Source organism: Mycolicibacterium parafortuitum (genome assembly GCF_002086815.1).
Classification (GTDB): domain Bacteria; phylum Actinomycetota; class Actinomycetes; order Mycobacteriales; family Mycobacteriaceae; genus Mycobacterium; species Mycobacterium parafortuitum.
In genome coordinates this window covers 1-13854 of the sequence record NZ_MVID01000024.1, presented here as the reverse complement: position 1 = coordinate 13854, position 13854 = coordinate 1, and the positions used below count along the sequence as shown (strand labels likewise).

General features: G+C 69.5%; 10 protein-coding genes and 2 pseudogenes. 5 read left to right on the top strand and 7 right to left on the bottom strand.

Annotated elements, in window-relative coordinates; genetic code table 11:
• Window positions 1-4: 4 nt before the first annotated feature.
• A pseudogene (locus BST38_RS21870) lies at window positions 5-556 on the bottom strand (IS3 family transposase); the annotation flags it as partial.
• Window positions 557-726: 170 nt separating this feature from the next.
• On the opposite strand from BST38_RS21870, the gene BST38_RS21865 reads away from it, so the two are divergent.
• Together BST38_RS21865 and BST38_RS21860 are read left to right on the top strand one after the other, a co-directional pair.
• The gene (locus BST38_RS21865; RefSeq protein WP_237160875.1) at window positions 727-1866 is read left to right on the top strand and encodes a hypothetical protein; all 1140 of its coding nucleotides are present in this window, start codon (window positions 727-729) and stop codon (window positions 1864-1866) included.
• Between the two features lie 86 nt (window positions 1867-1952).
• Entirely contained in the window at window positions 1953-4895 is a 2943-nt protein-coding gene (locus tag BST38_RS21860) for a serine/threonine-protein kinase (protein ID WP_083145587.1), read from the top strand.
• On the opposite strand, the gene BST38_RS21855 is transcribed toward BST38_RS21860, so the two are convergent.
• The 4 genes from BST38_RS21855 to BST38_RS21840 form a co-directional block, all read right to left on the bottom strand.
• Window positions 4888-5505, bottom strand: a complete 618-nt coding sequence (locus tag BST38_RS21855) for an FHA domain-containing protein (RefSeq protein ID WP_083145586.1) — start codon at window positions 5503-5505, stop codon at window positions 4888-4890. The two genes, BST38_RS21860 and BST38_RS21855, sit on opposite strands and share 8 nt — an antisense overlap.
• A 115-nt stretch (window positions 5506-5620) precedes the next feature.
• Window positions 5621-6028, bottom strand: coding sequence for a hypothetical protein (locus BST38_RS21850; RefSeq protein WP_083145585.1), 408 nt, complete (start codon window positions 6026-6028; stop codon window positions 5621-5623).
• A gap of 163 nt (window positions 6029-6191) precedes the next feature.
• Entirely contained in the window at window positions 6192-7340 is a 1149-nt protein-coding gene (locus BST38_RS21845) for a serine hydrolase domain-containing protein (protein WP_083145584.1), read from the bottom strand.
• Between the two features lie 76 nt (window positions 7341-7416).
• Window positions 7417-7884: a 6TM ABC transporter family protein gene (locus BST38_RS21840; protein WP_083145583.1), complete on the bottom strand. Its 468-nt coding sequence runs from the start codon at window positions 7882-7884 to the stop codon at window positions 7417-7419.
• A gap of 202 nt (window positions 7885-8086) precedes the next feature.
• Between BST38_RS21840 and BST38_RS21835 the strand changes: the two are divergent.
• Window positions 8087-8370, top strand: a pseudogene (locus BST38_RS21835) (penicillin-binding protein); the annotation flags it as partial.
• A 182-nt stretch (window positions 8371-8552) separates the two neighbouring features.
• On the opposite strand, the gene BST38_RS21830 reads toward BST38_RS21835, so the two are convergent.
• Entirely contained in the window at window positions 8553-9362 is an 810-nt protein-coding gene (locus BST38_RS21830) for a DUF1206 domain-containing protein (RefSeq protein WP_083145640.1), read from the bottom strand.
• Window positions 9363-9495: 133 nt separating this feature from the next.
• Between BST38_RS21830 and BST38_RS21825 the strand changes: the two genes are divergently transcribed.
• Window positions 9496-9834, top strand: a complete 339-nt coding sequence (locus tag BST38_RS21825; protein WP_133057253.1) for a hypothetical protein — start codon at window positions 9496-9498, stop codon at window positions 9832-9834.
• A gap of 105 nt (window positions 9835-9939) precedes the next feature.
• On the opposite strand, the gene BST38_RS21820 is transcribed toward BST38_RS21825, so the two are convergent.
• Entirely contained in the window at window positions 9940-11298 is a 1359-nt protein-coding gene (locus BST38_RS21820; protein ID WP_083145581.1) for an MFS transporter, read from the bottom strand.
• Window positions 11299-11500: 202 nt separating this feature from the next.
• On the opposite strand from BST38_RS21820, the gene ponA2 reads away from it, so the two are divergent.
• A complete protein-coding gene (gene ponA2, locus BST38_RS21815; RefSeq protein ID WP_083145580.1) occupies window positions 11501-13852 on the top strand; it encodes a transglycosylase/D,D-transpeptidase PonA2 in 2352 nt (783 codons plus the stop codon).
• Window positions 13853-13854: the final 2 nt, after the last annotated feature.

Below are 13854 nucleotides of genomic sequence, written 5' to 3'. Positions count from 1 at the left end.
ACCATCAGGTGACAGTTTCGGTCAACCGCCCGAGACCGGACTGTCGGCGGCGCCGATGGTAGGTGCGTTCGATCCAGGTGACGATCGCGATCCGCAGCTGTTCACGTGTGTCCCATAGGCGGCGGTCGAGCACGTTCTTCTGCAGCAGGCTAAGGAAGCTCTCCATGGCGGCGTTGTCGCCGGCGGCCCCGACACGGCCCATGGAGCCGACCATCTCGTGGTGATTCAGCGCGGGTACGAATCTCCCTGACCGGAACTGAGATCCGCGATCCGAGTGGAGAATGCACCCTGCGACAGCTCCGCGTCTGGCCACCGCGCTGTGTAGTGCCCGGATGACCAGTTGTGACTTCATCCGGTCATCGATGCTGTAGCCGACGATCCGGTTGGAGAACGCGTCCTTAATCGCACAGAGGTAGAGCTTGCCCTCTGCGGTGCGGCGCGCAGTGATGTCGCTGAGCCACACTTGATTTGGCGCTTCAGCGGTGAAGTCACGCTCAACAAGATCGTCGTGCACCGGCGGGCCCGGCCTGCCATTCTTGCCGTGCTTATTGCCGAACGTGCCCGTTCCCACGAGAACCGGAGGTCACCGCCGGCCAACTCCGCGGCCTTGCCACCGAGGGCGGCACCTATCTGGGCGGCCCCGGACTGTCCGCCGCCGGACCCACCGAGGAGCGGTTCCTGGCCCTTGGCGGCTGGAAGGACAAGGACGAGGCGCACCACAGCGGCGTGTTTCCCGGCAAGGTCAACGTTTACGCCGACCGCGGTCAGATCGCCGACCGGTACACCACCGACCTCGAACCGAGCCGGTACTGGTATCACGCCGAGTTGATCGACACCGACCGGCTGACCCGGCTCGCCTCCCGCGTCACCGCCCCCAACCTCAGCAGAATCGTTGCGCGACTGAACAATCCGTCTCTGCTCTGCTACTACCTGTTCTTCCCCGCGCACACCGAGTCCGTCGGCGCCGGCGCCTGCCCCAACATCGAGGCCAGGGAAGTCGGCGGCCACGCCGGTGACTGGCAGTGCGTGGCGCTGCTGCTCGAAGGCGACGGCACGGGCGCACCGGCCAGCTTCACCCCGAAGTTCTTCGGGCACACCGGGTTGCGGCCGGCGCCGGTCGACCCGACCGGTACGCCGATGTTCCGTCCGCACGCCTTCGACGGCGACGAACGGACCGTGATGACGGTGGAGGCGTGGCGGGCCGGGTCACCGACCGCGCCGATCCAGCCGGAGGTCGTCGGCGACCACCCCCGCTTCTACGTCGCGCTCGGCTCGCACAGCCTCTACACCACGCCCGGCCCGCACGCCGTCTCGCCGTACCCGCACTCACAACCCGGTCAGTGCGGCCGCTTCGACGCGCCGCCGACGCTGCCCGGAGGCGACACCTCCCCCACGCCCGTCGGGGCCATCGTGGCGAAGCTGGTCAGCGGCGGCCTTTTCGGTCTGCTGGGTCCGGGGCTCATCGCGGCCTGGATCGAACTCATCGCCTCCGCCGGCGGCGGATACCTGCCCAGCGAAGGCACCGGCGACCCGCCGACCCCGGACCAGGCGCCCGCCGCGGCGGGTGCCGGTCGGACCGTCAAACCCGCGAACCTCGCGGTGCCCGACGCCGGCGCCGACGTGCAGGACTGGCGCGCGCAGGAAGGGCTGGCGGCGAACGGGCGGACCTACGGCTTCGTCGTCGACCGCGCCGCCCAGGGGTTGTGGCCGTCGGATGACCTGCAGAACGGCTTCCGCGGCCGGTGGGGGCAACGGGTGACCGGCGACCCGGTGTCACGGCGCTGCGGCCCGACGTTCCCCGAGTACTGGAAGATGTTCCTGACCGTGCTGGCCGACGGCGACGCCTGCGGCACCCTCACGCTCTAGAGTTCACTCTCTGATTCGGCCGCTCGCGGGGCCTCGGCTGGGTACCGTGAACGCAGTACTCGCAGTTCACCGGAGGACGTGAGGCGATGGCGGGCGAGATTGCCTACGAACTGGCAGTTGCCGGATTCGACGACGCCGTCGAAGTGGGCCGGGGCGGTGGCGGCGTCGTCTACCGCTGCCACCAGCAGTCCCTCGGGCGCACCGTCGCCATCAAGGTGCTCGCCTCCCACCTCGACGAGGACGACCGCGAGCGGTTCCTGCGCGAGGGCTACGCGATGGGCGGCCTGTCCGGCCACCCCAACATCGTGAACATCCTGCAGGTCGGCATGACCGAGCAGAACCGGCCCTTCATCGTAATGCCCTACCACGCACGGGGATCGCTGGCCGACCACGTGCGTCGGGAGGGCCGGATCCCGTGGCCCGACGCGCTGCGGATCGGCGTGAAACTGTGCGGGGCGCTCGAAACCGCCCACCGCACAGGCACTCTGCACCGCGACATCAAACCCGCCAACGTACTCGTCAACGACTACGGCGAGCCGCAGCTCAGCGACTTCGGTACCGCGCGCATCGTCGGCGGCTACAAGACGGTGACCGGGTTCTTCACCGGCACGCTGTCCTACACCGCGCCCGAAGTGCTCACCGGGAAGCCGCCCACGGTCGAGGCCGACGTCTACTCCCTGGGCGCCACGCTGTACGCGTTGATCGCTGGAAAGGCCGCCCACGAACGCAGCGCCGACGAGGAGCTGATCGCCCACTATCTGCGGATCACCTCGCAGCCGGTGCCCGACCTGCGCCATCTCGGTATCCCGTCCGATGTGTGCGCGGCGATCGAGAAGGCGATGTCGCTCGACCCGGCCGCCCGGTTCGACTCGGCCGCCGAATTCGGCCGCGCCCTGCAGGAAGCCCAGCGGCACAACGGGTTGACCGCCGATCACATGGCGCTCGGCGAGCCCGCACCCGCCCCGGAAAAGCCCGAGGGCACCCAGGCGCTGCCGCTGTCCGAACCCTCCAATCCGGTTGTCCCGCCGGCCTTCCCGCCGCCACCGGCGCCGCCGCTGCCCGACATGTCCGCCGCCCCCAGCCCGGCGAGCGCACCGTGGCAGATCGGCCCGCCCCCTGCACCGGTACCCGCCGCACCGAAGAAGGGCTCGAACAAGACCTGGATCGTGCTCGCCGCCGCGGCGGCCGCGGTGCTGCTGGTGGTCGGCACCGTCGTGGTGGTGGTGTCCCGCGACACCGGCGGTGACGCAGGCAATGTGACGACCGCGGCGCGCCCGACCGCCGAAGCGCAGCCCGGGTGGCGGCCGATCGCCGACGCCCGCACCGCCCTCGACGCGGCCGCGGCCACCGAAGCCGACGGCACCATCTGGATCTTCGGCGGCATGGGCGCCGACAACCGGGTCAGCGGCGCCCACGAGGGGTACGACCCGGCCATCGACAGCTGGAAGGGCGGCGAGGCGCTGCCCGTCCCGGTGCAGCGGGCGATGTCGGTGACCTGGCAGGACACCCCCGTCGTGCTCGGCGGCTGGCGCACCGAGGGCGCCGACACCCAGGTCGCCACCGACCAGGTGTGGCGGGTGGTCAACAGCCGCTGGGTGCAGTTGCCGCCGCTGCTGCAACCGCGCGCCGCGGCGGCCGCGGCCGTGGTGGGCGACCGCATCGTCGTCACCGGAGGCGTGGACGCCGACGGCCGGGTGCTCGACACCACCGAGGTGTTCGACGGGCGCGGGTGGACGCCGGCCGCGCCGCTGCCGACGCCGCGGCAGCTGCTGGCCGCAGCGTCGGACGGCAAGCTGGTCTACGCGCTCGGTGGCACGAACGGGACGGCCGACCTGGCGACCGTCGAGGCGTACGATCCGGCCGCCGACACCTGGAAGGCCCTGCCCGCGCTGCCCGAGCCGCGCAGCGACCTCGGGGTCGCGGTCACCGACGCCCGGCTGGTCGCGGTCGGCGGCGCCGCCGCGGGCCGGCCCGTCAAGAACGTCACCGCGCTCGACCTGACCACGTCGACGTGGTCCGACCTGCCCGACCTCGGCACCGCACGCCGCGGCGCGGCCGTCGCCGCCGTCGGCAAGACCGTGTACGCGATCGGCGGGGCCACCGGCGCCGGCGACGGCGCGGCCACGTCGTCGGCCGAGGCGCTGAAACTTTCGCCCCGCACCCCGCAGCCCGCGGCGCAGTGGCGCTCGCTGCCCGACGCCCCGACCCCCCGGCTGATGACCGCCTACACCGTGCTCGACGACCAGATCTGGATCGCCGGCGGCATCCGGGAAGGCGAGACCCTGCAGACCGTCGAGAGCTACGACACCCGCACCCAGCAGTGGCAGACGCAGCCGTCGCTGCCGATCCCGCTCAACCACGCGGCGGCGGCGACCTACCGCGGCGAGGTCGTGGTGATCGGCGGCGCCACCGACACCATCACCCAGGCCTCGGACAAGGTGTTCGCGCTCCGCGACGGCAAGTGGGTCGAGCTGGCGAGCCTGCAGCACGCGCGGGCCGCGCCGGCAGCGGCGGTGGTCGGCGACAAGCTCGTCGTCGTCGGCGGGCAGGACGACAAACAGATCGTGCCCCAGACCGAGGTGTTCGACGGCACGTCGTGGACGCAGGCCGCCGACATGCCCACTCCGCGTGAGCATCTCGCGGCGGTCTCGGACGGCGTGTACGTCTACACCGTCGGCGGCCGGTTCCTGTCCGCCGACGAGAATACGGCGGCCTTCGAACGGTTCGACCCGCAGTCCGGGAACTGGGAGAAGCTGCCGGACATGCCGACTCCGCGCGGCAGCTACGGCGCGGCGTACCTCGACGGGCGCATCGTGGTGGTCGGCGGCGAGGAGCCGACGCGGGTGCTGCCCACCGTCGAGATGTACGACGTCGGCATCCGCAAATGGAGCACCCAGGCGCCGCTCAACACACCGGTGCACGGCCAGGCGGTCGCCGCGGTCGGCTCCACGGTGTACGTCATCGGGGGCGCCGACCGGCCCACCCACGAGGGGCCGGTGGCCACGGTCGAGGCACTGGACTTCACGTAGCGCCGTCGCGCAGCTGGGCGAGGGTGACCGCGCCGCGGCGCAGCGCCTCGTTGGCCAGCCGGACGCGCCGGTCGCCCTCGGCGGGGACGGCGAACTTGTCGTAGAGGTTCTGCAGGTGCTGTTTGACGGCGGCCTCGGTGACGTAGAGCTCGCCGGCCATCGCCCGCACCGACGCGGGCTCGGGGAACGGGTCGTCGGAGACCAGCGGCCGGCACAACACCACGAGCACGTCGAGTTCGCGCGGGGTCAGCCGCGGCGGCGCCTCGACGGGTTGGGCGGTGACGGTCTCCTCGTCGCGGCAGCCACCGGCGGGGTCGCGGACCATCCAGAAGATCAGCCGCGACTTACCGACGCGCACCTCGTCGCCGGAGTGCAGCACGCGTTCGGCGGTGATCTTCTCGCCGTTGAGGTAGGTGCCGTTGCGGCTGCCCATGTCACGGATCGACCATGCCGCGCCGAGGTTTTCGAAGACGGCGTGCAGCCGCGAGACCGTGTCGTCGTGCTCGAGCGCGACGGTGTTGCCGGCGGCCTTGCCCAGGGTGACGCGCTGGCCGGCCAGCGGGACGAGTTCCCGGCCGGTCGGCTTGAAGACTTCCAGGTGGGAAGACATGCGCACCTCCTATTCGGGCATTCTGGCGCAGCGGGCGGGTCCTGGCTCGCGAACGCGGCGTTCCAAGAGGCTCGGCCCGCCACCGGTTGCGGTGACGGGCCGAGCGGGCGGGGGGTCAGGGCTGGGCGAGCACCGGACCGCGGCCGAGCACCGGCGGCCGCAGGACGCCGCCGCTCTTGGGCGTCGTCGGTTCGAGGACGCCGCCGTTGTCGGCCACCGGCGGCTGGAAGACGCCGCCCTTGGGTCCCGTCGGCTGGAAGATCCCGCCGCTCTGGGGCGCCGTGGTGACGGTGATCGTGCCGCCGCGGCAGCTGACGATCTTGCCGTCGACGAAGACGTCCTGGCCGTCGTCGATCGGGATCGGGTAGCCGTCCGCATCGGTGTAGGTGCAGCCGCCGCCGGGCGTGGGCTCGTTGTCGACGGCGAACGCGGTGGCCGGGGCGACGGCCAGCACGGCGAACGCGCCGAGGATGGTGGCGGCGTACTTGATTCCGGTCAGCTTGCGGGTGCTCGATGCGGTCATGATGTCGTCCTCTCAGGATGGGGGTCGTTCTGTTGTTGAGAGGAATACTGCTGGTCAGAGGCCGCGCCGGTAATCGCCGCCAAGCCAGAGTCCGGTGCCGGAACGGGAAGACTTTCCTGTCCGCCAGGTAAGGGAAGCGAAGGCCGAGCCGTAGGGAAAGACCTCAGACCCCGGCACCGAGTTCGGCGTAGACCGCGGCCTCGAACCCGAGGATCGTCTCGACCACCTTGTCATCGAAGAACGGCAGCAGCTGCGTCGCGATCACCGCCCCGATGCCGGCTTTGCGGTCGATCCAGAAGAAGCTGTTGAACAGCCCCGACCAGTCGGCCGAGCCCGCGCTGCGCATCCCGGGCAGGTCGACCAGGTACAGGTGGAATCCCAGGCCCCACCCCTGCGGCACGTCGAGCAGCTCGACCGGCCTGGTCAGCTCGGGGATCGCCGGCTCCATCTTCTTCGGCAGCGGCGCCCCGTCGAGGTGGTCCCGCAGCGCCAGCTCCACCGTCTCTTCTTTGAGGATGCGCGCGCCGTCGAGCTCGCCGCCCCTGAGCCAGGCGCGCACGAACCGCCCGTAGTCGGCGACCGTCCCGTAGGACCCGTGGCCGGCGGCGTCCCATTCCGGCGCGGCAGGCAGGTCCAGGTCGGTCGGCACCAGGCCGCCGTCCGGCGCCCGAAAGCGGATGGGCAGCAACCGTGCCCGCTGCTCGTCGGTCGGGTTGAACGTGGAATCGGTCATGCCCAGCGGGCCGTATACGTGCTCGGCGAGGTAGTCGGCCAGCGTCTGGCCGCTGACCGACTCGACGACCATGCCGAGCCAGTCGGTGCTGACGCCGTACTCCCAGACCGTGCCGGGATCGTGCACCAACGGCGCGCTGAGGCTCCGCTTGAGTCCCTCCAGCGGGTTGGGGAAGTCCTGCCCGGTGCAGTAGGCGAACAACTCTCCGTTGAGGAAGTGGTAGCCGCAGCCGGCGGTGTGGTTCATCAGCTGCCGGACCGTCGCCTGGGTTCTGGGTGCGCGCAGGACCGGCTCGTCGCCCTCGAACCCGTCGAGAACCTGCAGCTCGCCGAACTCGGGCACGATCGACGCGACCGTCGCATCGAGCTGGACGCGACCCTGCTCGACGAGCTGCAGCGCCGCGGTCGTGGCGACCGCCTTGGTCATCGACGCGTTGCGGAACATCGTGTCGGGCTTGGCATCTCCGGCCGCGCCCGCGTAGAGGACGCCGTCGCGGCCGACGACCGTGGCGGCGACGCCGTGCAGCGACCCGTCGGCGGTCACGGTGCTCAGAAGGTCATCGACTCGCTCAAACCCCATCGGAAGCTCCTCTGCTTTCACCGGATACGCGGGCCATCATTACACGGGGCGACAGGCCTGCCGGCGAGAACAGCTCCTACCCGGCCGGAGTCACGTCCCGGCTCGCGTTCATCGCGTGCGCGGCCGGTCGGTGATGGTCCGGCGCCCAGCCGACATAGGTCAGGTACGCGCCGATCAGCGCGGCCACGACGCACGCCGCGACCCACCACACCGTCGCGCCGATCATGCTGTCGGCCAACGACATGAGCGTATCCGGGAAGAAGAGCAGGAACATCGCGCGCACGACGATCAGCCAGCCCAGCGCCGAGACGATGATCGCCGCGGGGCCGTGCCAGTGCTGATGCAGGGCGACCACGACCAGCCCGGCGATGAGGATGAACGCACCCGACATCCACGGCCACGCCGAGTTCGCCGAGAAGTCCGACAGCAGCGTTCGCATATCCGACGCCCGCAGCACGGCCGCGACGTCGACGATCACCAGGAAAGGTCCGAGCACGCGGGCGAACATCCGCGTGCTGTCGTGGACCTGTTGTGACGTGTTCATTGCAGTGACCTCCATCCGACGGACGGCCGTGTCCGTCGGTCCGGACAACGCCGTCCCGTCGACTCCATCAGAGCACCGAGTTCGTTTCCCGGATAGGGACCGAAGTCACCATATTTCGACTGCCCTGCGAGTCCTCGCCATCACAGTCAGGTACCGCGAACCGTCCCAAGCTGACGCGGGCGAAGTGGGGGGCGATCGCCAGGGATCGGTCGGGTGGGAGCTGCCGATGGCGGGTAAGACCGGCACCACCGAGTCGCACCGGTCGTCGGGCTTCCTCGGCTTCACCAACCAGTACGCCGTCGCGAACTACATCTTCGACGACTCGCCGACACTTTCAGGGCTGTACTCGTATCCGCTGCGCCAGTGCCGCGACGGAGACCTCTACGGCGGAACGAACCGGCCCGCACCTGGTATCTGGCGATGAAGCCGATCGCCGACTACTTCGGCCCGGTGACCATGGCGCCCACCGATCCGCGCTACGTCGACAGCTTTCTCAGTGACACGGAATCCGATCTACTTCGCGACATCGTTCTCCGCCGTAAGCCAACCGTTTTCAACCGACTTCGCGCCGAGGATACGGTGTCGCGATCAGACGCCGAGGAGATCGTCAACGCCCTCGGTGACGAACTGACCAATAGTTTGAATGACGATTGGGAACCGACCGAGCCCTACATCCGCGAATACCGCGTCAACGCAAAGCTGTACAACCCGTACGCCGCAAACCCCGCCGCCGCGATCATCAGCAGCGCCGGGCCGTGCTGCGTCTCCCCCAGCGCCCGCACCGCGGCGTCAAGCCCGGTCGCGCGCGACGGATCGCGCAGGAACGACGCCCCGATCACCGACGCGCCGGCAGCGAACAACACGATGCCCTCGGCGACATGGCCGCAGACCCCGAGCACGGTGATCAGCAGCCCGCCCGGCACGGTGAGGTCGTCGAGGAACTTGCGCGACGCCCCCTTGTAGACGAAGTACGCGCCGAACGCCGCGACCCCGACGCCGACGGCAACCAGCACCACCTTGCCCCCACCGGTCTGCATCAGCCGCGCGCTCAAGCCTTCGGCCCGTTCACTGCCCTGCCGCCCGACCCCGAGCGCGAACTGCGCCGCGGCGAAGGACAGCGCCAGGTACAGCAGCGCCAGACCAAACGCCTTGAGCCGGTTCATCAATGGCGATTCCCGCAGATGCGCGAAACTGTGCTCACCCGGATGCAGGCCCAGGATCGTCTCGGCGATCCGCCACATCGCCAGCGCGAACATGCCGAACGCGACGATCCACAACGACACCTGCCCACCCGGCTGTCCCGCCAGCGTCGCCAGCGCCCCGGTCTGGTCGGCCTCCCCACTGAACCCCGACGCGATCCGCACGATGATGTACGCGATCAGCAGATGCAGCAGCCCGTTGACCGGGTATCCGGCCCGGGCGATCCACTCGATGGTGCGGCTCCCGGTGGCAGCGTTCACCGCACCCTTGAACGTCACCACACCATCCCCGTGTCCACCCGCAGCACCCGCCAGGGCTACCCACCTGCAGGTTTGGTGAAACGAGGTGGGAGCGGCCCACCGCGTTGAACTGACGACCTTCGGCCTGACGAGATGGGCTGAGAATGGGAGAGTGCGTGCTGGATGCCTTTCTGGCGACGTGGTCCCGTGCCCGGGCAACGTACGGCGATGGCCCGATCCCGGCCCGTGGCAGGACACCGACGAAGCCGCGCTGCACTACCTGCTGATCGACTTCGACGAGAATCAGCCGAACACGTCCCCAGACAACGCCGCCGATCCGGACGTCATCTGGTGGTTCGGGCAGCCTCAGCCGGACCTTCCGCACAAAGTGTCGGACCTTCCGGACTCGTACCGCTTTACGCCAGCCGAGCGAAACCAGGTTGCCGCCAAGCCTGAAGGCCCATTCCTAGCCGACCCACGCCGCTACGCCGACCCGCCGGGCGACAAGTAAGCCACCGAGATTGCGGCCACGGTCGTGAACCCACGCCTGGGCACGACCCTCAGCTCAATCTCGGCGCCCCGACCGCGCCCGACCTGACCCGCCGCCCGCCCAACCTCAGTCCCGCACCGCCACCGTGAACGCCGACCCCCGCTCGCGGTCCAGATACGTCTCGCTCTTGTTCTTCAGGAAGAACACGTACACGATCAGCGACACCGCGACGCACACCGTCACGTACCCGATGAACCACGGCACATGGCCGTGCTCTTTGGCGGCCTGGTAGATCAGCGGGGCCGTCCCGCCGAAGATCGAGTTCGCCATCGCGTAGCCGATCCCGACGCCGAGTGCCCGCACGTGCGCCGGGAACAGCTCCGACTTCACCAGCGCGTTGATCGACGTGTATCCGGTCAGGATGATGTAGCCCCCCGCCACCAACGCGAACGACAAGAAAGCAGAGCTGCTTTCGGGCAGGAACGTGATCAGAATGTAGGTGTAGAACAGCGCGCCGACCCCGAAGAACACCAGCATGGGCTTGCGGCCGATCTTGTCGCTGATCAGCCCACCGATCGGCTGCAGCAGCATCAGGAAGATCAGCCCGATCAGGTTGATCCAGGTCGCCGTCATGCCGTCGTCCTTGAACGCGGTCTTGACGATCGCCGGCGCGTTGACGCTGTAGGTGTAGAACGCGACCGTGCCGCCCATCGTGATCAGGAAGCACATCAGCAGCGGCCGCCAGTAGTCGGTCAGCAGCGTGCGCATCGAACCCGCAGCCGGATCCGCCCCGGAGCGGGCCGCCTCGATGACCTCTTCGGACAGCGATTCGTCCATCGTGCGCCGCAGCCAGAACACCACCACCGCGGCCACACCGCCGATGGCAAACGCTATGCGCCAACCGAAGTCGCGCATCTGGTCGTCGTCGAGGAACACCTGCAGGATCAGCAGCGTGAACTGCGCGAGCACGTGTCCGCCGACCAGCGTCACGTACTGGAACGACGAGAAGAACCCGCGCCGCTCCCGCGTCGCCGCCTCCGACATGTACGTCGCCGACGTGCCGTACTCCCCGCCGGTCGCGAAGCCCTGCACCAGCCGCGCCAGAATCAAGATCACAGGCGCCGCGATGCCGATCGAGGCCTGCGACGGCACCAGCGCGATCACCGCCGAACACAGCGCCATCAACGACACGCTGACCGTCAGCGCGGCGCGGCGGCCCCGCCGGTCGGCGAACCGACCGAAGAACCACGACCCGACCGGGCGCATCACGAACGTGATCGCGAAGATCGCGTACACGTACACCGTCGAGTTCTTGTTCTCCTCGGCGAAGAACTGGCCCTCGAAATACGTTGCGAACACGGTGTAGACGTAGACGTCGTACCACTCGACGAGGTTGCCCGAGGAGCCGCGCAGTGTGTTCCAGATCGCACGCCGGGTCTCGGCCGGGCTGGACCGCGGAGCCGGGGCTGCGGTGTTCGTCGTCATATAGTCCTTTCCAGTGAGCGCTGCACGGCGGCTACCTGAGGCCCGCGGCGCGCCCCGTCTGGCATGCACATCCCCCGCGCCGCGCTCGCGACGTGGAGCAGGCTACCGCGCCCCGATCCGCGACGGGAAGCAGGTTGGCGCAGAACAAGATCAGTTTCTCGAAGCACTCACCGCGCCCTCCGAGCCCTTCTACGCTGGCGCCATGCGCGACCGCCGTCGGGCACGGGCCATCGCCGCCGCCAAACTTGCCGGCTGCTGCTTGATCGCGGGCCTGCTCGTCGCCGCGCTGGCATTCCCCCTCGTCGGCGGCGCGGGCACCGCGGTGCTGCGGATCTCCAACTCCGCCACCGACGAGTCCGCCGACCTGCTCGGGGGCGAGGTGCCTGCGGTGTCCACGATGGTCGACGCCGCCGGAAACCCGATCGCGTGGCTCTACGAACAGCGCCGGTGGGAGGTGCCCGCCGAGCGCATCGCCGACACCATGAAGCTGGCGATCATCGCGATCGAGGACAAACGGTTCGCCGAGCACAACGGCGTCGACTGGCAGGGCACCCTGACCGGGCTGGCGGGCTACGTGCGCGGCGACAAGGGGGTACGCGGCGGGTCCACGCTGGAACAGCAGTACGTGAAGAATTTCAACCTGCTGGTGCGCGCCGAGACCGACGCCGAACGGCGCGCCGCCGTCGAGGTCACCCCGGCCCGCAAACTGCGCGAGATCCGGGCGGCCCTGGCCATGGACAAGATGCTGTCCAAGACCGAGATCCTGACCCGCTACCTGAACCTGGTGTCGTTCGGCAACGGCGCATTCGGGGTTCAGGACGCCGCGCGCACCTACTTCGGTATCGATGCCGCCGACCTGGACTGGGGGCAGGCCGCGCTGCTGGCCGGGATCGTGCGCTCCACCAGCCTGCTCGACCCGTACACGAACCCCGACGGGGCGCTGTCGCGGCGCAACCTGGTGCTCGACACGCTGATCGCGAACCTGCCCGACCGCGCCGACGCGCTGCGCGCCGCGAAGGCCCTCCCGCTCGGGGTGCTGCCGCGCCCGGATCCGTTGCCGCAGGGCTGCATCGCCGCCGGTGACCGCGGCTTCTTCTGCGAGTACGCGATGCGGTTCCTGGCCCGCGCGGGCCTGAGCGCCCGCGATGTGGCCCGCAACGGCTACCTGATCCGCACCACACTGGCCCCGGACATCCAGGCCGGCGTCAAAGCCGCGGTCAACCAGTACGCCGACCCCGACGACGCCGGGGTGGCCAGCGTGATGAGCGTTGTCCTGCCCGGCCGCGACGCCCACCGGGTGGTGGCGATGGCCGACAGCCGCAATTACGGGCTCGACCTGAGTGCCGGTGAAACCGTGCAGCCGCAACCGTTTTCGCTCGTCGGCGACGGCGCCGGATCGATCTTCAAGATCTTCACCACCGCCGCGGCGCTGGAGATGGGGCTGGGCATCAGCGCCCAACTCGACGTTCCGCAGTCGTTCCGGGCCACCGGCCTCGGGGACAGCGCCGAACCGGGATGCCCGGCCAAGACATGGTGCGTGAAGAACGTCTCCAACTTCGGCGGCCGGCTCAGCGTCACCGACGCGCTGGCGAAGTCGCCGAACACCGCCTTCGCCAAACTGATCTCCCAGATCGGGGTTCCCCGCGCGGTGGACATGGCGGTGCGGCTCGGGCTGCGGTCCTACGCCGAACCCGGCACCGCCCGCGTCTACGACCCGGACAGCAACGAGAGCCTCGCCGATTTCATCAAACGGCAGAACATCGGCTCCTTCACCCTCGGGCCGTTCGAACTCAACGCGCTCGAGCTGACCAACGTCGGGGCCACCCTGGCCTCGGGCGGCATGTGGTGCCCGCCCAACCCGATCGACAAGGTCTTCGACCGGCACGGTAAGGAAGTCCCGCTGCAGGCGCCACCGTGTGAGCAGGTGGTCCCCGAAGGCCTGGCCAACGCGATGGCCAACGCGCTCGGCAAGGACCACATCAACGGAACCGCCACCGGCGCAGCGGGTTCGGTCGGCTGGACGCTGCCGATGTCGGGCAAGACCGGCACCACCGAATCGCACCGCTCGTCGGCGTTCCTCGGCTTCACCAACCGCTACGCCGCCGCGAACTACATCTTCGACGACTCGTCGTCACCGTCGGGGCTGTGCTCCTATCCGTTGCGTAAATGCGGCGACGGCGACCTCTACGGCGGCACCGAACCGGCACTGACGTGGTACCGGGCCATGAAACCGATCGCCGAGAACTTCGGGCCGGTCGCGCTGCCGCCCACCGAACCCCGCTACGTCGACGGCGGCCCCGGCAGCGAGGTGCCCGACGTCACCGGACTCAAACTCGACGCCGCGCGGAACAAGTTGACAGAACTCGGGTTTCAGGTCCCGCCCGATCCGACATCGGTCAACAGCAACTCCGCGAAGGGCACCGTGGTCGGCACGTCACCGCGCGGGAAGACGATTCCCGGCTCCATCGTGACAATCCTGACCAGCAACGGCGTCCCGCCGGTGGTCTACCGGCCGCCACCGCCGCCGGAAGCGCCCCCGCCCCCGCCGCCCTGATC

What these genes read in the sequence shown, in the direction of transcription:
- BST38_RS21820 (WP_083145581.1), bottom strand. Translation starts at nt 11,298, where the DNA reads ATGACGACGAACACCGCAGCCCCGGCTCCGCGGTCCAGCCCGGCCGAG.
- ponA2 (WP_083145580.1), top strand. Translation starts at nt 11,501, where the DNA reads ATGCGCGACCGCCGTCGGGCACGGGCCATCGCCGCCGCCAAACTTGCC.
- BST38_RS21860 (WP_083145587.1), top strand. Translation starts at nt 1,953, where the DNA reads ATGGCGGGCGAGATTGCCTACGAACTGGCAGTTGCCGGATTCGACGAC.
- BST38_RS21850 (WP_083145585.1), bottom strand. Translation starts at nt 6,028, where the DNA reads ATGACCGCATCGAGCACCCGCAAGCTGACCGGAATCAAGTACGCCGCC.
- BST38_RS21855 (WP_083145586.1), bottom strand. Translation starts at nt 5,505, where the DNA reads ATGTCTTCCCACCTGGAAGTCTTCAAGCCGACCGGCCGGGAACTCGTC.
- BST38_RS21845 (WP_083145584.1), bottom strand. Translation starts at nt 7,340, where the DNA reads ATGGGGTTTGAGCGAGTCGATGACCTTCTGAGCACCGTGACCGCCGAC.
- BST38_RS21840 (WP_083145583.1), bottom strand. Translation starts at nt 7,884, where the DNA reads ATGAACACGTCACAACAGGTCCACGACAGCACGCGGATGTTCGCCCGC.